Source organism: Amycolatopsis roodepoortensis (genome assembly GCF_014873915.1).
GTDB classification, from domain to species: Bacteria; Actinomycetota; Actinomycetes; order Mycobacteriales; family Pseudonocardiaceae; genus Amycolatopsis; species Amycolatopsis roodepoortensis.
In genome coordinates this window covers 744,550-762,166 of record NZ_JADBEJ010000008.1, presented here as the reverse complement: position 1 = coordinate 762,166, position 17,617 = coordinate 744,550, and the positions used below count along the sequence as shown (strand labels likewise).

19 protein-coding genes and 1 pseudogene are annotated in these 17,617 nt (G+C 69.9%); 10 read left to right on the top strand and 10 right to left on the bottom strand.

What is annotated here, in order from left to right:
* Positions 1–140: 140 nt before the first annotated feature.
* Complete coding sequence (locus H4W30_RS41365) at positions 141–1,271, top strand: methyltransferase domain-containing protein (protein ID WP_192747684.1); 1,131 nt, start codon at positions 141–143, stop codon at positions 1,269–1,271.
* On the opposite strand, the gene H4W30_RS41360 is transcribed toward H4W30_RS41365, so the two are convergent.
* The 3 genes from H4W30_RS41360 to H4W30_RS41350 are packed head-to-tail and all read right to left on the bottom strand — an operon-like array spanning position 1,236 to position 2,674.
* Positions 1,236–1,892 carry an AAA family ATPase gene (locus H4W30_RS41360; protein ID WP_192747683.1) on the bottom strand — a complete coding sequence of 219 codons (657 nt, stop codon included), beginning with the start codon at positions 1,890–1,892 and terminating at the stop codon, positions 1,236–1,238. The two genes, H4W30_RS41365 and H4W30_RS41360, sit on opposite strands and share 36 nt — an antisense overlap.
* Positions 1,893–1,894: 2 nt before the next feature.
* Positions 1,895–2,272, bottom strand: a complete 378-nt coding sequence (locus tag H4W30_RS41355; protein ID WP_192747682.1) for a zf-TFIIB domain-containing protein — start codon at positions 2,270–2,272, stop codon at positions 1,895–1,897.
* 33 nt (positions 2,273–2,305) lie between these two features.
* Positions 2,306–2,674, bottom strand: a complete 369-nt coding sequence (locus tag H4W30_RS41350) for a VOC family protein (protein WP_192747681.1) — start codon at positions 2,672–2,674, stop codon at positions 2,306–2,308.
* A 93-nt stretch (positions 2,675–2,767) separates the two neighbouring features.
* Here H4W30_RS41350 and H4W30_RS41345 point away from each other — a divergent pair, with 93 nt between their 5' ends.
* A complete protein-coding gene (locus H4W30_RS41345) occupies positions 2,768–3,235 on the top strand; it encodes a CGNR zinc finger domain-containing protein (RefSeq protein ID WP_371878878.1) in 468 nt (155 codons plus the stop codon).
* A 316-nt stretch (positions 3,236–3,551) separates the two neighbouring features.
* Here H4W30_RS41345 and H4W30_RS41340 read toward each other — a convergent pair whose 3' ends face one another.
* Positions 3,552–4,850 carry a DUF445 domain-containing protein gene (locus tag H4W30_RS41340; protein WP_192747679.1) on the bottom strand — a complete coding sequence of 433 codons (1,299 nt, stop codon included), beginning with the start codon at positions 4,848–4,850 and terminating at the stop codon, positions 3,552–3,554.
* A gap of 29 nt (positions 4,851–4,879) precedes the next feature.
* On the opposite strand from H4W30_RS41340, the gene H4W30_RS41335 reads away from it, so the two are divergent.
* Positions 4,880–6,043, top strand: a complete 1,164-nt coding sequence (locus tag H4W30_RS41335) for a pyridoxal phosphate-dependent aminotransferase (RefSeq protein WP_192747678.1) — start codon at positions 4,880–4,882, stop codon at positions 6,041–6,043.
* A gap of 12 nt (positions 6,044–6,055) precedes the next feature.
* On the opposite strand, the gene H4W30_RS41330 is transcribed toward H4W30_RS41335, so the two are convergent.
* Positions 6,056–6,529, bottom strand: a complete 474-nt coding sequence (locus H4W30_RS41330) for a sigma-70 family RNA polymerase sigma factor (protein ID WP_192747677.1) — start codon at positions 6,527–6,529, stop codon at positions 6,056–6,058.
* Positions 6,530–6,894: 365 nt separating this feature from the next.
* Between H4W30_RS41330 and H4W30_RS41325 the strand changes: the two genes are divergently transcribed.
* Positions 6,895–7,971: a hypothetical protein gene (locus H4W30_RS41325; protein ID WP_225950825.1), complete on the top strand. Its 1,077-nt coding sequence runs from the start codon at positions 6,895–6,897 to the stop codon at positions 7,969–7,971.
* 463 nt (positions 7,972–8,434) lie between these two features.
* On the opposite strand, the gene yczR is transcribed toward H4W30_RS41325, so the two are convergent.
* Positions 8,435–9,889 (bottom strand): MocR-like transcription factor YczR, encoded by a 1,455-nt coding sequence (yczR, locus tag H4W30_RS41320; RefSeq protein ID WP_192747676.1) that lies wholly within the window; start codon positions 9,887–9,889, stop codon positions 8,435–8,437.
* Positions 9,890–9,950: 61 nt separating this feature from the next.
* Here yczR and yczE point away from each other — a divergent pair, with 61 nt between their 5' ends.
* Entirely contained in the window at positions 9,951–10,583 is a 633-nt protein-coding gene (gene yczE / locus H4W30_RS41315; RefSeq protein WP_192747675.1) for a membrane protein YczE, read from the top strand.
* 121 nt (positions 10,584–10,704) lie between these two features.
* On the opposite strand, the gene H4W30_RS41310 is transcribed toward yczE, so the two are convergent.
* Together H4W30_RS41310 and H4W30_RS41305 are read right to left on the bottom strand one after the other, a co-directional pair.
* A complete protein-coding gene (locus tag H4W30_RS41310; RefSeq protein ID WP_192747674.1) occupies positions 10,705–11,229 on the bottom strand; it encodes a Clp protease N-terminal domain-containing protein in 525 nt (174 codons plus the stop codon).
* Entirely contained in the window at positions 11,229–11,438 is a 210-nt protein-coding gene (locus tag H4W30_RS41305) for a sigma factor-like helix-turn-helix DNA-binding protein (RefSeq protein ID WP_004559389.1), read from the bottom strand. Before H4W30_RS41305 ends, H4W30_RS41310 begins: the two co-directional genes overlap by 1 nt.
* A gap of 61 nt (positions 11,439–11,499) precedes the next feature.
* On the opposite strand from H4W30_RS41305, the gene H4W30_RS41300 reads away from it, so the two are divergent.
* Positions 11,500–12,273: a protein phosphatase 2C domain-containing protein gene (locus tag H4W30_RS41300; RefSeq protein WP_192747673.1), complete on the top strand. Its 774-nt coding sequence runs from the start codon at positions 11,500–11,502 to the stop codon at positions 12,271–12,273.
* Between the two features lie 53 nt (positions 12,274–12,326).
* A pseudogene (locus tag H4W30_RS41295) lies at positions 12,327–12,878 on the top strand (DUF998 domain-containing protein); the annotation flags it as partial.
* Between the two features lie 78 nt (positions 12,879–12,956).
* Here the strand turns inward: H4W30_RS41295 and H4W30_RS41290 are convergent.
* Positions 12,957–13,961: a D-cysteine desulfhydrase family protein gene (locus H4W30_RS41290; RefSeq protein WP_192747672.1), complete on the bottom strand. Its 1,005-nt coding sequence runs from the start codon at positions 13,959–13,961 to the stop codon at positions 12,957–12,959.
* A 61-nt stretch (positions 13,962–14,022) separates the two neighbouring features.
* Here H4W30_RS41290 and H4W30_RS41285 point away from each other — a divergent pair, with 61 nt between their 5' ends.
* The 3 genes from H4W30_RS41285 to H4W30_RS41275 are packed head-to-tail and all read left to right on the top strand — an operon-like array spanning position 14,023 to position 16,825.
* On the top strand, positions 14,023–15,405 hold the full coding sequence (locus H4W30_RS41285) for an amidase (protein ID WP_192747671.1): 1,383 nt from the start codon (positions 14,023–14,025) through the stop codon (positions 15,403–15,405).
* A complete protein-coding gene (locus H4W30_RS41280; RefSeq protein WP_192747670.1) occupies positions 15,402–15,950 on the top strand; it encodes a TetR/AcrR family transcriptional regulator in 549 nt (182 codons plus the stop codon). Before H4W30_RS41285 ends, H4W30_RS41280 begins: the two co-directional genes overlap by 4 nt.
* The gene (locus tag H4W30_RS41275) at positions 15,947–16,825 is read left to right on the top strand and encodes an oxygenase MpaB family protein (RefSeq protein ID WP_192747669.1); all 879 of its coding nucleotides are present in this window, start codon (positions 15,947–15,949) and stop codon (positions 16,823–16,825) included. Before H4W30_RS41280 ends, H4W30_RS41275 begins: the two co-directional genes overlap by 4 nt.
* 207 nt (positions 16,826–17,032) lie before the next feature.
* Here H4W30_RS41275 and H4W30_RS41270 read toward each other — a convergent pair whose 3' ends face one another.
* Entirely contained in the window at positions 17,033–17,566 is a 534-nt protein-coding gene (locus H4W30_RS41270) for a CGNR zinc finger domain-containing protein (protein WP_192747668.1), read from the bottom strand.
* Positions 17,567–17,617: the final 51 nt, after the last annotated feature.

The following is a 17,617-nucleotide window of genomic DNA, read 5'->3' as shown; positions in this document are numbered from 1 at the left end:
ATGGGGGCTGATCCCGGTCGTTGTCTGACATCGGTCACCTCCTCGCGACGTCTTCAACGCTACGCCCGGGTGCTAGCAATTGCAAGCACTCTGCTTGCAACCATCGGGTGTGTTGGTGCTCACCCCGCTACCGTGGAGGGATGTCGAACGCGACGCGGCTGCGGCGGCGCCTCGTCGAGCATCTGCTCGCCGAGGGCGTGCTGCACGACGCGCGCTGGATGACCGCGTTCCGTTCCGTGCCGAGACACGTCTTCCTGCCGCGGTTCTTCGTCCCGGCGGCGAACGGCTGGGCCGCGGTCGAAAGCGGCGACGACGAGTGGCTCCGGCGCGTGTACTCCCCCGATGTGCTGGTCGTCCAGCTCGACGACGACTCCGGGCTCTGGGAACGGGCGCGCTATCTCGGCGCCCAGCCGGGAACGCCCACGAGTTCGTCCAGCCAGCCGTCGATCATGGCGATCATGCTCGAAGAGCTCCGGGTCGCCGACGGGCACCGTGTCCTGGAGATCGGCACGGGTACCGGCTACAACACCGCCCTGCTGTGCCATCGGCTCGGCTCCGGGCTCGTGTACACAGTGGACATCGATCCGGAGCTGGTCGACGCCGCGCGCAAACGTTTGGCGGAGATCGGCTACGCGCCATCGTGCGCGGCGGCCGACGGCGCCGAGGGCTTCCCGGCCGGCGTGCTCTACGACCGGGTCCTGTGCACCTGTTCGGTTTCGTCGATCCCGCCCGCGTGGCTGGAGCAGACGGTGCCGGGCGGGCTGATCGTCACGACGCTCAACCGGCCGATCGGCGGCGGACTCGTCCGGATCGTCGCGGGCGAAGGCGCGACGGGACACGGGCGGGTGCTCGCCCGCGACGGTCGCTTCATGCCCCTGCGCGCACACCGCTTCAAGCCGTCGAAGGCGCTCGAAGGCGACGTCTCCTGGCGGCCGACCAAGCTGCCGATGGGAGTGATCACCGAAGTCCGCAGCCGCTTCGAGTTCTTCGCCGGGCTCCACCTTCCGGGCGTGACGGCCGCGCGGGCGGGCCAGAGCACCACGCTGGTCCACCCGGACGGCTCATGGATGCGGCATCGGCAGCGGGGCAGCGAGTTCGAGGTGGCCGAAGGCGGCCCACGGCGGCTGTGGGAAATCGTCGAGGCGGCGTACGAAGACTGGCTCGGCCTCGGCGAGCCGGGGCGGGACCGGTTCGGGCTCAGCCTCGACGGCGAAGACCAGGTGATCTGGCTGGACTCACCCGACGGCCGTACTTGGCCGCTGCGTCCCTGAAAGCAGGCCACGCACCCACTTCTCGACGTGGCCGACGGCGTCGTCCACCGGGATGTGGGTGGTGTCGAACAACTCGACCGGCGGATCCATCGAGGGCGCTTCCGCTTGCAGCCACTCGTTGAACTCCAGCATCTCCTCGACACGCTCCTCGTCCCACTCGCGCCAGGCCGGCCGCGCGAGCAAACGCTTGCGCAGCGCTTCGGGCTCGCTGACGAGCGCCAGATAGTGGATGTCGGAGAAGAAGACGCGCTCGGGCAAACGCTCGAACTCGGGCGGTGCGACGGTGCCGCAGAGCACGACCGGCCGCCCGTTCTGGTGCAGCATCGCCGCCATCCGCAGCCAGGTCGAGCGGAACGCGGGATGACCGGGGACGTCGTCCCGCAGCGCCCCGGTCCACAACACGTCCTGCTCGACCACGAGCGCGAGATCGCCGAGGCGTTCCGCGAGCCGCGGCCCGACCGTCGACTTGCCGGCGCCGCTCGGGCCGGTCAGCGCGAAGAGCGGGAGGCGCCGGAACGGCCACTGGTGCGCGCACACCGCGCACACCAGCAGCCCGCTCTCGACTCGTGGCCGTTCGGCGCGATCACCGCAGGCCGGGCAGATCTTGAGATCGAGGACCACGGTCAGTCGAAGAGGCCCTCGAGGAAGCCACCCTTACGACGCTTGTGGCCGTAACCGTGCGGCGAGTCCGCGTAGCCGCCGCGGTGTCCCCTGGGCGAGTCGGCGTAACCGCCCCGGTAACCCTTCGGCGAGTCCGCGTAGCCGCCGCGATGCGGCCGCGGGGAGTCCGGCCGTCCGTAGTGCGGAGCCGGCGCGTGTCCACCTCCCTGGTACGGCGGGGGCGGGGCGTGTCCACCGCCGTAGTACGAGCTCTCGGCGCTCGTGATGGCTTCCAGCTCACCCCGGTCCAGGAAGATGCCGCGGCATCCCTGGCACTGGTCGATGTGGATGCCGTTCTTGTCGACGGTCTTCATGGCGTTCTGGCACTTCGGACAAATCACGTATCAGAGATTACGCATTTTTCTCGTCCGAGGTCAGCAGGCGCACAGACAAAACGGGTGCCCCACCGGATCCGCGTACACGCGGAAGGTCTCCGGCGAGTCGTCGAGCAGCTTCGCGCCGATCTTCAGCGCGCGCTCGTGCGCGGCCTCCATGTCGGTGACGTCGAGGTCGATGTGGGCCTGCTGCGGGTTCTCGGCGGACGGCCACGCGGGCGGCCGGTAGTCGGGCACGCGCTGGAACGAGAACCGCGCGCCGCCCTCCGGGTTCCGCAGGGTCACCCAATGGCCGTCTTCGGCGACTTCGGCCGCCTTCCAGTCGAGCAGCTCGCGGTAGAACTCCGCCAGCGCGACCGGGTCCGGGCAGTCGAGGGCCACCGCGCCGAAGGTCGGTACCGCACCCATGGTTCAGCCTCCAGAATGATCGAGTAACCAGTGAACCGAGTATGAGGGTTATCGGAGCCGATGACAACCGGTGTCGCCCGTACACTGGGCGAGGTGAACACCGACGCGTCCCTGGTGGTCGAGTTTCTGAACACGGTGAACGTCGAACGCGGCACCGACCTCCTGGACGATCTGGAGTCCTGGCAACACTGGGCCCGGGATCATCGGCTTCGCGCGGATACCCCCGCGGCCGCGCGCGAAACCCGGGACGCGCTGCGGGCCGCGATCGGCGACCCCCGGCTGCCCCGGCTCGGCCTGCGCGCTCCGGCGGAGATCGTCCTCGGCCCGGAAGGTCCGCTGCTGGTCTCGGAAACGGTCTGCGAGGCGGTGATGGCGGCGTCGACCCGGCTGACCGTGCTCGGCGAATGGATCCGGCTCAAGATCTGCCCGGCGGACGACTGTCTTTGGGCGTTCTACGACGAATCGCGGAACCGGTCGAGGACGTGGTGCTCGATGCGGGCCTGCGGGAACCGGGAGAAGGCGCGGGCCTGGCGGGCGCGGACGGCGGACATCTCGACCTGAGCTCGTCACTCGCGTGCTTGAGGGCGTAACTCGCGTGATCAGAGGCGTAACTCGCGTGCTTGGAGGTGTCACGGCTTCAAGCACGCGAGTTACGCCCTCAAACACGCGAGTTACGTCTTCGAGCACGCGAGTTACGGCTACCGGCCGGGCCCCAACGACCACAACTTCTGGTGTCACCCACCCCCGAGTTACCCCCAGGGGTTGTGCACACCGTTAGGCCAAAAACGTGAAAAGCTGTGGATAACCCTGGGGATGACTCCACTTCCTGTGGACAACTCCCGGTAGGCCCTCCGGAGTGTGGTATACGCGCGGCGACTCAGAACAGCAGCTGCGCGACGGTGTAGATGACCAACCCGGCGAGCGCGCCGACCACCGTGCCGTTGATCCGGATGAACTGCAGATCCCGGCCGACCTGGAGCTCGATCTTGCGCGAGGTCTCCTCGGCGTCCCAGTGCTCCACGGTGTCGGTGATGATCGTGGTGATCTCCTTGGAGTAGTGCGTGACCACGTAGGCCGCCGCGCCCTCCACCCAGGTGTCCACTTTGGACCGGATGTGGTCGTCGGAGACGAGCCGCCCGCCGAGGGTCTCCAGGCCGGTGCGCACGCGGCGCCGCAGCTCGCTCGACGGGTCCTCGGCGGCGTTGAGGAGCATCTCCTTGGCCGTCGCCCAGGCCGAGCCGATCAGCTTCTGCACCTCGTCGTGCCCGAGCATCTGGGATTTGACCTGTTCGGCGCGCGCCATCACCTCGGGGTCGGTCTGCAGATCCTGGGCGAACTCGCCGAGGAACTTGTCCAGCGCCAGCCGCATGGGGTGGTTGACGTCGGTCTTCACCGCCCAGACGAACGACAGCACCTCGCCGTAGACCTTGTCCGCGAGCATCTCGTCGACGAATTTCGGCGACCAGCTCGGCGCCCGGTCCGAGACCACGCGCAGCATCGTCGTGTGGTTGTCCCGCACCCATTCGTAGGCGCGATCGCACATCAGGTCCACCAGCTTGTGGTGCGCGCCGTCGGCGAACACGCCTTCGAGGATCTTCCCCAGCGGCGGGCCCCACGGCTTGTCCACGATCCGCTTGACCACGGCCTGTTCCATGATCGCCTGGACGTCTTCGTCGCGGAGCACCTTGACCGCCGCCCGCACGACGGTGGCCAGCTCAGACGTCACCCGCTCCGCGTTGGCGGGCTGCGCGAGCCAGCCGCCGAGCCGCTTCGAGACCTCGACCCGGCTCAGTTTCTCGCGGACCACGGTCTCGGAAAGGAAGTTCGAGCCGACGAAGTCACCGAGACTGCTGCCCAGCGCGTCCTTCTTGTTCGGGATGATCGCGGTGTGCGGGATCTTGATCCGCAGCGGATGACGGAACAGCGCCGTCACCGCGAACCAGTCGGCGAGCGCGCCGACCATCCCGGCTTCGGCGGCGGCGCGGACGTAGCCGACCCAGGCGGGCCAGCCGGCGGCTTCGGCCCAGCTGGTCAGCAGGAAGATCACCGTCGCGCCGAGCAGGAACGACAGCGCGACCATCTTCATCTTGCGCAGGCCGCGGCGCTTCTCCTCCTCGGCGGCGCTTCCACCGGGCGGATCGGCTGGGGTCACCTTGGCGGGCGTCAGTTGCTCCACACGGCCATTGTCCGTGAGGATGGCTGATCGTGCGCGAACCTGTCCTCGTACCCCGCCTCCAGCCCTTCACGTCGACCATCTTCGCGGAGATGACGGCACTGGCCGTCCGCCACGAAGCCGTCAACCTCGGCCAGGGTTTCCCCGACACCGACGGGCCCGCCGGAATGCTCGACGCCGCCAAGAACGCGCTGTTCGGGGGCGCGAACCAGTATCCGCCGGGTCCGGGGCGGCCGGAGCTGCGCGCGGCGATCGCGCGGCACCGTCTCCGCTACGGCGTCGAGTACGACCCCGGCACCGAGATCCTGGTCACCGCCGGCGCCACCGAGGCCATCGCGGCGTCGCTGATCGCGCTGACCCAGGCGGGTGACGAGGTGATCGTCATCGAGCCGTACTACGACTCGTACGCGGCCGCGGTCGCCATGGCGGGCGCGGAGCGGCGTGTCGTCGGCCTGGTCGAACGCAACGGGCGGTTCGCGCTGGACGTCGAGGGCCTGCGCGCCGCGGTGACCGGCCGGACCAGGGCGATCCTGATCAACTCTCCGCACAACCCGACCGGCACGGTGTTCACGCGCGCCGAACTGGAAGCCGTCGCCGCGCTCTGCGTGGAGCACGACCTGATCGCGATCACCGACGAGGTGTACGAGCACCTGGTCTTCGACGACGCCGAGCATCTGCCGCTCGCGACCTTCCCCGGCATGCGCGACCGGACCGTCTCGATCTCCAGCGCGGGCAAGACGTTCAACTGCACCGGCTGGAAGATCGGTTGGGTCTGCGCCGGCCCCGAGCTGGTCGCGGCGGTGAAGGCGGCGAAGCAGTTCATCACCTTCGTCTCGGGCGGCCCGTTCCAGCCCGCCGTCGCCCACGCGCTGGACCACGAACTGCCGTGGGCCGAAGACCTGCGCACGAGCCTTCAGGACAAACGGGACCGGCTCGCGGCGGGTCTCGCGGAGGCCGGGTTCGCGGTCCGGCCGACCGCCGGGACGTACTTCGTCTGCGTCGACGTCCGGCCGCTCGGTTTCGACGACGCCGCGGAACTGGCTTGGGAACTCCCCGAACGGGTGGGCGTGGCGGCCGTGCCCGTAAAGGTGTTCACCGATCACCCGGACGAGTGGAAACACCTCCTGCGTTTCGCGTTCTGCAAACGCAACGAGGTCATCGACGAAGCGGTCACCCGATTGCGCAAACTTCGGTGACTCGTCCGATGTTCACGCCCAGCCGCTTTTCTCGAGTGCCCGTCTGAGCCGGTCCAGACACCGCCGTCGGAGCCTGCCGACGCTGGCCGGACTGATGCCCAGCTCCCCCGCGAGCTGGGCGTAGGACAGCTCCGGCCGGTACGCGAGGAGCCGCATCATCCGCCGATGCGAGTCCGGCAGGCGATCGACCGCCGCCCAGAGCGCGCGGTCGCGTTCGGCGCGGACGACCTCGGCCTCCGGGGTCGGCTCCGCGCCGGGCAGCGGACGCGGTGTTTCGCGCCTGTTCCTGGTGATCATCCGGAGCGCGCGGCGCCGCGCGGTGGTCGTCAGCCAAGCGGCGAGCTTCGCTTCGTCGCGTAACGCGCCGGGTGCGCGAAGGAGTTCCTGCCACGCGTCCTGACAGACGTCGTGCGCGTCGGCTTCGCTCAGCCGGTACGCCTTCAGGGTCTTGAGCACCGCCGCGGACAACGCGTTCACGTCCCACATCCCGGACCTTCCCCTCCTAGCGGCTTGCGCTCGCCGCACCGATCACCGAACGCGACTTGGACGGCACACACCGCATCCGGGATCCGGAAAAGGTCAGGTCACCGATGATTTGAGTAGTTCCACCCCTCCCCGGATGGCCGCCGGGTACATACCGAGAGTGATCAACTCCGGTACTCCAGGCACCGGAGCCGGTTGCGTCGTTCCGCCTAACGGGCTGGATCGGCGGCGGCTGAAGTGAAACACTCCCCTCCGGTGCTAAAACTGGTGCAGCCCCGGGGGAACTGCGACCTGGCCGGAAGAGACCCCAAGAAAGATCGAACTCACGCGGGAAACGTGGGTTTCAGGCGCGGACGGTGGTGATTGCCATGAGTGGTACGGCAGTCGTGCGCCGTGGCGGCCTCACCGCCCCGAAGCGAATCCTTTTCGCGGGCGGACTCGTGCTCACCGGCTGGCTCCTCGGCGCCGTGCTGAGCACGACGGCTTCGGCCGACGAAGAGCCCCTCGCGACGCCGGAGACCTCCGTCGTGCAGCCCGCGGACGAAACCGGATCCGGGAAAACGACTACTCCCGAGAAGCCCGCCGAGTCCACTGAGTCCAATTCGGACTCCACCGCGACCGAAACCGCGAAACCCGCTGAGACCTCTCAAGAAGAGCCCGCTCCCGTTGCGCACGAGGAGCCTGAGGCCACTGTGGAGGAAGCGGCGGTTTCGAAGACTTCTTCTCCGGAACCTGCCACGAAGACCGCGAAAACCCAGGCGTCCAACGGCTTGCTCGGCGGCCTCATCGGCGGCGTGCTGAATGTCGTCACGACCACGGTCGGCGGTGTCGTCCAGACCGTCGGCGGGGTCGTCGGCGTCGTAGACGGAATCGGCGACCAGGTCGTCACGCCGATCCTCACGCCGGGTCCGTGCTGCGACGCGGGTGCTCCGGTGATCCTGCCGGGCACCGGCGACATGCTCGACCCCGTCTTCGGCGGCGGCTCCGGCGAGTCGGCCGGCGGCTCGGTCACCATCGCCGTCCCGGCCAAGGCCGTCACGGAGAACGCCCCCGCGCCTGCCGCTCCGGCCCCGCGTCCGGCCGTCCCCGCCGAGAGCCCCGCTCCGGCGACGGCGAGCCAGAACCACCGCGTCGCGCTGCCCGTCCGGGTCAAGACCGACGCCCAGCCCGTTCCGGCCGCGCCCGCCGAATCCGACACGCACGCGTCCCCGGACGGCGGCGGCTCCGGCGGTGGCGGTGGCCTGCCGAGCACCCCGGTGGCCCCGATCGCGCCCACGACGACCGCCCAGCCGGGCCACGACAACACCGGCGGCGGCCGCGGGCCGCTCGCCGTGCTCGACGCCGGAATGCCCGCCACGCAGCTGAAGCTCATCGGAACCGGCTGCGACCACGAAGGCGAGCGCACCGGCAGGGAAGCCGCGCTTCCCGCCACCTCCCCCGACTGACCTGACCGGGTCGCCGGGGAGAACCACGTCCAAACCAAGATCAACTTCGGGTTCCGACGTCTGCTGATCCCGCCGGCACAAGCCGCTTTTCGCCTGCCCCTCTTTCAGGCATCCCCTTTGTCTTTCCGAACGGCCGACCGCGCCCGGCCGGTTCGGATCCCGGCCCCGGCGCCGCGCTGCCCCTGCGGCGCCGGGACCAGCACCGGGTGGACTTCGGGGGCTTCTGCTCACCGCGCCGAGCAGGAGCCGGTCAAGCTCGAAGCCCGCCTGAACCGCGGGCGGTTCCCGGCACGTCGAGGGGCTGTGCCGGGTAACCGCCGCGGTGCCCGTCCCGAGATTCCGGTCTCGGGGCGGGCCGGATAGCCGGTGCGCTGGTCGCGCGGCGCCGATGCCCTCCCTGGAGCATCGAGCGCCCCGCCGGCGCACCGGCTATTTCCGTTTTCCACCCAAGCATTTCGGGGGGTCAGATGACCTGGACGGTGGCCGGGGCCGCCGTGGCGGGGGTCGCGGCCACCGAAGCGGCCGCCGTGCCCAGCCGCCGCACGGCCTCGAAAAGCCGGTCGGACGGAAGCGCGTACGGCAGCCGCAGCCAGCGCTCCAGTCCACCGTGGACACCGAATCGCGAACCCGGCGCCACCTGCACACCGTGGCCTGCCGCAGCGACGGCCAGCCGCGTGCTCATCGGCTCCGGCAGACGGCACCACAGCGAAAGCCCGCCGCGCGGCACGGTGAACGTCCACTCGGGGCAGTACCAGTTCAGCGCCCCCGTCAGCGCGTCCCGCAGCGCCAGCGCCTCCTGACGGCGGTGCGCCAGCGCGGCCCCGCCGTCGTCGAGCAGTTCGGCGAGGACGAGCTGCTCGAAGACCGGCGATCCCAGGTCGACGGCGAACCGGGCCGCGATCAGCCTGCCGATGACGTCCTCGGAGGCGCGGATCCAGCCGAGCCGCAGACCCGCCCAATGCGATTTGGACGCCGAGCCGATCGTGATGCCGAGGTCACCCAGGTACGCGCCCAGCGGCGGCGGCCCGTCGGCCGGATCGCCTTCGAGGTCCAGCTCGACCAGCGTCTCGTCGACGATCGCCGGGGTCCGGGCGCGGTTCAGCGCGGTCGCGAGGCGCTGACGGCTGTCGGCGTCCATCCGCAGGCCGGTCGGGTTCTGGAAGTCCGCGACGAAATACGCGAGCCTCGGCGCGGACTGCCGCAGCGCGGCCTCGATCCCGACGATGTCCCAGCCGGTGGCCGGATCCAGGGGCACCGGCACCGGGATGGCGTGCGCGGCGCCGATGGCCTCGAGCGAGTTCGGATACGTCGGCTGTTCGACCAGCACCCGGTCACCAGGGCCGGCCAGCATCCGCAGGACCTGCACGAACGCGTGATGCGCGCCGTTGGTGACCATCACCTGTTCGGCGTTGGTCGGCAGCCCGCGTTCGGTGTAGCGGCGCGCGATCCGCTCGCGCAGGATCCGCAGGCCGCGTACCTGGTAACCGTTCTCGCCGAGGTGGTCCACCAGGGCTTTCCGCGCGGCGTCCACGGCCGGGACCAGGCCGGCGACGGCGGGCGGACAGGCTTGGGCGAGGTCGATGAGGTCCTCGCCGGTCGGCAGGATCGCGTCCCGGCCCCGGCCGCCGGGCGACGCGATCCACGAACCCGCCCCGCGACGGCTGGCGACCAGACCGTCGGCCCGCAGCTTGTCCAGCGCGGCGCCGATCAGCGTGCGGCTGACCTCCAGCGCGTCGGCGAGCTCCCGTTCGGCCGGGAGTTTCGTGCCGAGCGGGAGCCTGCCGTCGAGGACCAGCAGCTCGACGGCCGCCGCGAGATCCGCGGCACCGTGTCGAGAACCACTCTGCCGCCAGTTCCCCAGCAAAATGGCCAATTTCGACCCAGAAACGCGTCCAGTCAGCGGGATAAGCGGTTCCATAAGGCCAATTGTTCCAGATTGGTCATGTTCAAGGTAGCCACTTACCCCTGATGGTGGACTCGTGGCACTCAAACTCGACCTCAGACCTGTCGGCATCTCCCAGGACACCACCCGCCGGTCGGTCCAGCTCGTCGCCGGGCTCGTCCTCTACGGCGGCAGCATGGCCATGCTGACCAGGTCCGGGCTCGGCCTCGACCCGTGGGACGTGTTCCACGAAGGGCTGATGAAGATCACCGGGCTCTCGTTCGGCACGGTCACCGCGATCGCGTCGGTGCTGGTGCTCCTGCTGTGGATCCCGCTGCGGCAACGGCCGGGGATCGGCACCGTCGCCAACATCGTGGTCATCTCGCTCACCGTCGACTTCGTGCGGCTCTTCCTGCCCGACCAGCACGTGCTCGGCTGGCAGCTCCTCAATCTGGTCGCCGGCGTGGTGCTCAACGGTCTCGGCGCCGCGGTCTACGTCGGCGCGCGGCTCGGCCCCGGCCCGCGCGACGGGCTGATGACCGGCCTTTCGGCGCGAACGGGCAAGTCGATCCGTCTCGTCCGGACGCTCATCGAGATCACCGTCCTGGCGGCCGGCTGGCTGCTCGGCGGCACCGTCGGTATCGGCACGGTCCTCTACGCGCTCGCGATCGGGCCGCTGACGCAGGCTTTCCTGCCGTACGTCATCTGGCGGGAGCGCGCCCACCCGTGATCGGAGGCGCAACTCGCGTGTTTGGAGGCGTAACTCGCGTGATCAGGGGCGTAACTCGCGTGTGCGGCGTCCAAGCACGCGAGTTACGCGTCTGATCACGCGAGTTCCGCGAAGCGGGAGGTCAGCTGGCCTCCCGTTGCTCCAGCAGGCGCCGGACGGCGAGGTAGTCGATGCCCCGCTGCGCGAGCACGTCGGCCGCGGCACCGGGGACGGCGGTCAGCGCGAGCAGCAGGTGCTCGCCTTCGATGCGCTTGCTGCCGACGTCGATGGCTTCGCGAAGGCTCTTCTCCAGCACCTTCTTGGCCTCCGGCGTGAACGGCCGATGACCGCGCCCGGCACGACGGCCACCGGTCAGCGCGCCGGGGCCGTGGGTCTGCTCGACCCGCTCGACGATGTGCTCGACGTCGATGCCGAAACCGCTCAGGGCTTCGACGTCGGCATCGCTCATCCCGCCACGCCGCCGGACGCGCCGGAGGTCGTCGGCCAGTTCGTCCGCCGGGCAGCCCAGCGCGGTGAGCACGCCGGTGTGCCGCGCGATTGACGTCAGCAGGTGCAGCGCGTCGACGTTCCCCGATCCCTCGTCCGACGCCACGCGCTGAGCCCCGACGACGACATCGCGGGCTTCGGTGGTGAAGCGTTCGAACATCAGTGCCTCCCGTACTTCTTGTGCACCGCTTGCCTGCTGACCCCCAGCTCGGCCGCGATCTCCTGCCAGGACCAGCCGTGCACCCGCGCGCTGCGGACCTGCACGGCCTCGAGTTGTTCCAACAGCCGGCGCAAGGCGGCGACGGCGCGCAATCCCACCCGGGGATCGCGGTCGCCGGCTCGCGCGGCCAGATCTGTCGCTTCGGTCATGACGTCAACCTACGTTGACATCCCGCCCGCGTCAACCTCAGTTGACAGTTAGGGTCGGGTCATGGTCGAAATCGCAGTGGCGGAAAGGGACGGAGTAGGCGCGGACGGAGCGACGCGCCCGACCGAAGACCACGTCGCCGTACTCGGCAACGCCGTGGTGGTGCTCGACGGGGCGACCGCGCCACGGCCGGATCTGCCGTCCGGCGGCTGGTACGCGAGCCTGCTCGTGCACAGCCTGTCGCGGGCCCTGGCCGCGGAACCACAAGCGGATCTCGGGGTGCTGCTGGCCGAGTCGATCGCCGACGTCGCCCGCCGCGAAGGCCTCGAACCGGGACGATCGCCGTCGAGCACGGTCGCGATCGCGCGTTGGACGGACGACACCGTCGACGGGCTGGTGCTCGCCGACAGCCCGATCGTCGCCTTCGGCCCGTCGGGCGCCGATCCGCTCACCGACGACAGGCTCGTCTCGCTGCGCGAAGGCGGCCAGCTCCGCACCGGCGCCGACGTGCGCGCGAAACGCAACGCGCCGGACGGCTTCTGGGTCGCCGAGGCGGAACCGAAGGCCGCCGCCGAGGCCGTCCGCCGCAGTTGGCCGCGTTCGGAGGTCGACGCCCTGCTGCTGGCGACCGACGGCGTCTCGATCGGCGTCGACGAGTACGACCTGTTCGACTGGCCGGAGGTGCTCGCGATCAGCCGGGAGCGTGGTCCGGACGCCGTCCTCGACGCGGTCCGCACGGCGGAGAAACAGGACCCGGACGGCGAGCGCTGGCCCCGCGCGAAAAGGCACGATGACCAGCTACTGGTACTCGTCGACTTCGGGGTAGCCCCAGGGTAAAACCGGGGGCTTCCCGGATCGGAAAACCCCGCCCGCGCGAGCACGCTGGACGCATGACGTTCCCTGGGGAGAGATCGCGGGCCAAGCCCTGGCTGATCGCGTCGGCCGCGGCCATCGGCTGGGCACTGTTCACCATGGTCGTGCTCCACCTGATCAGCTCACGCGATCCGGTGTTCGACACGCTGTCCAGCTACGCCTACGTCGACCGCGGCACGGGCATGCTCGGCGCCAGCGTGCTCTCCCTGTCCATCGGCTCGCTCACCGCCCTCGGCGCGCTGGCCGCGGCCGGGATCCCGCTCAGCCGCACCACGAAACTGCTGTTCGTGCTGTGGTCGCTCGGGCTGGCGGCGGCCGCGATCTTCCCGGCGAGCTACCCCGAATTCCCGGATCCGGTGAGCGGCGAGATCCACCTGTACGCCTGTCTCATCGCGTTCCTCAGCCTGCCCGCCGCCGGTTTCACCCTGCGCGACAACCTGCGCGGCACGCCGGCGGCCAAGCTGGTCGGCCGCCTGGCGTGGGGCAGCACGGCCGGGTTGATCGTCTTCGGGCTCAGCTTCATCTTCGTGCGCCTGTCCGACATCCCGTTCTTCATGACGCTGACCGACCTCGCGCCGGTCGGCGTCATGCAGCGGATTTCGCTGGTGGCACACGTGATCCTGATCGCCGGGATGCTGAAGGTCGCGTCAGCGGCGCACCGCGTCAGCGAATTCGGGGGCGTAGCCGTAGAGACCGGGCAGCCCGCCCGTGTGCAGGAAGACAACGTGCTCGTCGGCCGCGAAATGGCCTTCGGCGGCCCACTCGACCAGCGCGGCGCCCACTTTGCCGGTGTACACGGGATCGAGCGCGATCCCTTCCGTACGGCCGAAAAGCCGCACCGCGTCCCACGTCCCGGCGGTCGGGATCCCGTACCCGGGGCCGATCGTGCGGTCGTCGATGTGCAGACCTTCGAGTGACGGTGGTTCGCTCCCCAGCAGTACGGAGGCCGCGATCGTGAGGTCGGCCAGGTTGTCGAGGGCTTCGTCGACAGGATGGCTGACGCAGGCGATGTCCAGCGTCAGCCAATCGAGTTCCGCGGTCCCGACGACGAGCCCGGCGGACGTCCCGCCGCTGGCGTGCGGGGCGACCAGCCGCGCCTTGGTGATACCCAGCTCGCCGAGCTGCCCGGCCAGCTCTCGCGCGGCCGCCACGTACCCGAGCGCGCCGACGCCGTCGGAGCCGCCGACCGGGAATGTGGCCACCTCGCGACCCTCGGCCGCGGCCTCGGTGATCAGCCGCTCGTAGGTCCTGCCGGTCTCCTCGCCGTCGCGACAGATGTGCACGTTCGCGCCGAAGAGATGGTCGAGGGACACGTTGCCGGACCGTTCGTACGCGTCACCTTCGCGAGGGACCTTCGCCGTCAGCACGAGTTCGCACCGCAATCCGAGCTTCGCGCAGGCCGCGGCGGTCTGGCGGCCGTGGTTGGTCTGCAGCGCGCCGAAGGTGATCACCGTGTCGGCGCCGTTTTCGATCGCCGCGCCGAGCAGGAACTCGAGTTTGCGCAGTTTGTTCCCGCCAACGCCGAGTGGATGCACGTCGTCCCGTTTGAGCAGCAGGTTCGGCAGGCCGAGGGCCTCACCCAGCCGGGGTGCCGGATGCAGCGGCGTGGGATAGCCGCCGAGGTCGACGCGGGGGAAGCGATCGAGGTTCATGCGCGTCACGCTACCCGGTGGTATCGTTCGTTTGAACGAACGAGACGTGCAGGGGGATCCCATGACCACCTCGAAGGCGGACCTCGCGTTCACCGGCCTTGCCGAACAGGCCTCGATGCTCGCCACCGGAGCCACGACGTCGGTCGAGCTCACGCGCTTGGCGCTCGAAAAGGCCGAGGCCAGTCAGCCCGTTCTCAACGCCTTCAAATGCCTTCGCGCCGAAGAAGCCCTTCGCGAGGCGGCGGAGGCCGACCGGAGGCTCGCCGACGGCGAGACCGCTCCCCTGCTCGGCGTCCCCACCGCCATCAAGGACGACCTCGACGTCACCGGTCTGCCGACGGCGTTCGGCTGCGAAGGCGACTTCACCGTCGCGACCGCGGATTCCCCGCCGGTCGCCGCGCTTCGCCGGGCGGGCGCGGTGCTCATCGGCAAGACCAACACCCCGGAACTCGGCCAGTGGCCGTTCACCGAAGGCCCGGCGTTCGGCGCGACCCGCAATCCGTGGGACACCGAGCGCACCCCGGGCGGTTCCTCCGGCGGCGCGGCGGCGGCCATCGCGTCGGGGGTGATCGCCGCCGCGCTGGGTTCCGACGGGGCCGGGTCGATCCGGATCCCCGCCGCCTGGACCGATCTGGTCGGGATCAAACCGCAGCGCGGCCGCGTCCCGACCGAACGCGAACTCTTCCACGGCCTGACCGTGGTCGGCCCGCTCGCGCGCACCGTCGCCGACGCTGCCCTGCTGCTCGACGTCGCCGCCGGCACCGGCACCGCGTTCCAGGCGGCCGCCCGCCGCGAACCGGGCCGGATGCGGATCGGACTGTCCACCAGAATCCCTTTCACCGCGACGAAAACGCGGCTCGATCCGCAGGCACACGCGGCCGTCGTCCGGCTCGCGGAGCGGTTCGCCGAACTCGGCCACGAGATCGTCGAGATCGAACCCGACTACCGGCTGATCGGCCTCACCTTCCTGCCGCGTTCGCTCGTCGGCGTGCGCGACTGGTCCCGTCGCGTCCCGGACCAGGCGCGACTCGACCCGCGCACGCGCGCCAACGCCCGGCAGGGTTCGGCACTGGCCGGGCCGGCGCTGCGGCTCGCGCGTGCCACGGAACCGTTGCTGCAACGGCAGATCGGCTCGGTGTTCGGCCGGGTGGACGTCGTCCTCACGCCGACCACGGCCACGCCGCCACCCCGGATCGGCACTTTCGACAAGCTCACCGGCTGGCAGACCGACCAGGCCATGATCGCCGCGTGCCCCTACGCTTGGCCGTGGAACGTGCTGGGCTGGCCGGGGGTCAACGTCCCCGCCGGGCTGAGCCCGGACGGCCTGCCGCTCGGCGGGCAGCTGCTCGGCCCCTCGCACGCCGAGGAACGGCTGATCTCGCTGGCCGCGCAACTGGAAGAGGTCGAACGGTGGCAGGACCGCAAACCCGAGACCGCTTGGTGAACACCCGCGAAGCCATTCTCCACGCCGCCCTCAAGGTGGTCGGGGAACAGGGCGTCGGGGGGCTGACCAACCGCCGGATCGCGACCGCGGCCGGCGTCTCGCTCGGCACGCTGACCTACCACTTCCCCAGCCAGACCGCGTTGCTGCGCGAGGCGATGCTGCTGTTCGTCGAGGAAGAGACCACGAAGCTGACCGGATTCGTCGACGCGTACCGCGAGCAGGGCTTGAGCGTCGAGCAGGCCGCGTCGGTGGTCGAGCAGGTCATCGCGCAGCTGCCCTTCGGCACCGACGAACTCGGCGCGCACGAGCTGTACCTGCAAGCCGCGCGCGACCCCGGGCTCCAGGACGCGGCCGCCCGCTGTTTCGCCGCCTACGACGAGCTCGCCCTGGTGATCCTGAAAACGCTCGGCGTGCCGTCTCCGGAACGGCTGACCGGCCCCGTCGTCGCGCTGATCGCCGGCCTGCAGTTGCGCAGGCTGGCCACGGGTGACGACGGCGTCGGGGTGGCGCAGTCGCTGATGATGCTCGTCCGCGGCGCGTCATGAGCGGTCCGCCGATCGTCAAGGGGACGGCGGCGTGGAAGTACTTCGGCGACTTCCGGGCCGGATTGCTGGCGGGCCAGGTGCTGGTGCTGCAGGTCGCGCATCCGGTGGTCGCGGCCGGGGTGCGGGATCATTCCGACTACGTCGAGGATCCGTGGACCCGGCTCATGCGCACGGCCGCGTCGCTGTCCATCTACATCTACGGCGGCCCGGAGGGCGCGCGCTACGAAGCGGACCGGCTGCGTGCGCTGCACCGCTCGTTCACCGGCGTCGACGACGGCCGCCGATACAGCGCGCTGAACCCACACGCCTACGCATGGGTGCACGCGACTCTCGTCATGGTTCCCGTTGACACACAACGGTTCTACGGAACGCCGATGACACCGTCCGAATTGGACGAGTACTACGCGCAGATGTGCGACGTCGGACGGCTCCTCGGCCTCCGCGAACAGGACATGCCGCCGACATGGCCGGAATTCGAGCGGTACTACGCGGAGATGATCGACGGTTTCGGCCCGAACGAGACGATCTCGACGTTGTTCGAAACGATCCGCACGGTGAAGAAGCCGTGGCGATGGCTGCCCGACGAACGGTGGGTGCGGCTCCAGCGGTGGCAGCATCGGGGCCAGATGTTCGTCATCCGCGCCACGCTGCCGCCCGCGTTCCGCGAGCGCCTCGGTCTACAGTGGACAGACCGGGACCAGCGCCGGTTCGACCGGTTCCGCGCGGCGGTGCGGCTGGCAGGCGGGCTCGTGCCGGTGACGTTGCGGTCTTCGCTCGTGCGCCGGATCGGCAGGCTCAACGTCTGGTTCCGGGCGCATCCGCGCGCTTATCGCTTCCTCGGCGGCACCAGCGGCCCCGGAAGTGCCCGTCTTTAGTGCGGGGAGGACAAAGGGGGCGGGTTGCGAAAGCCACTTTCGCAACGTTGAAGGTTGCGAAAGTGGCTTTCGCAACGTCGGGGCCGACGCTGTGTCCCTAGACGGAGCGTGTCGCGAAAGCCACTTTCGCGACGTCTGATGTCCCGAAAGTGGCTTTCGCGACACCTGGGGGCACGGAGACCGCCAACAGGACTAACAAAACAGCATTTAGTCCTCTACACGCTTTCGGGTGCGGGCGTAGTGGGCACGGGCCTTCGCCCGGTTGCCACAGCGCGCCATCGAGCACCACTGGCGCGACCGCCTCGGTGAAGCGTCGCAGAACCGCAGGCCACAGTCGTCGGCGGCGCAGATCCGGACCGCGACGTCCTCGGTCGCGAGGTCGATCGCGTCGGCCGCGAGCGCGCCGAGCGCGGCGACGACCGACACCGGCCTCAGCTCCTTCACCGGCTTGCCGTCGTCGTAACGCAGCCACGGTGACGGCGCGCCGGACGCCATCTCGTTGACCAGAAGAACATCCGCGCTCCGCGGCTCACCCAACAGCACTTTGTCGACCGCTTCCCGCAACGCCCGCGCGGCCGACAGTTCGCCCGCGCTCGCCTCAGCGATGGCGAAACCCATGAGCCGCAGCCATTCCGCGAGGGCGGCTGGGTCGGTGAGCAGCTCCCGGCCGTCCTCGTGCCGCTCGCGCACGGTGTTCACGAGGTCGAGACACGGTCGCCCGCCGTCGAAGACCCACTCCATCCGAGGATTCTAACCCTTGCCATCGGTTAGGATGTCGGTCTACCTTCTAAC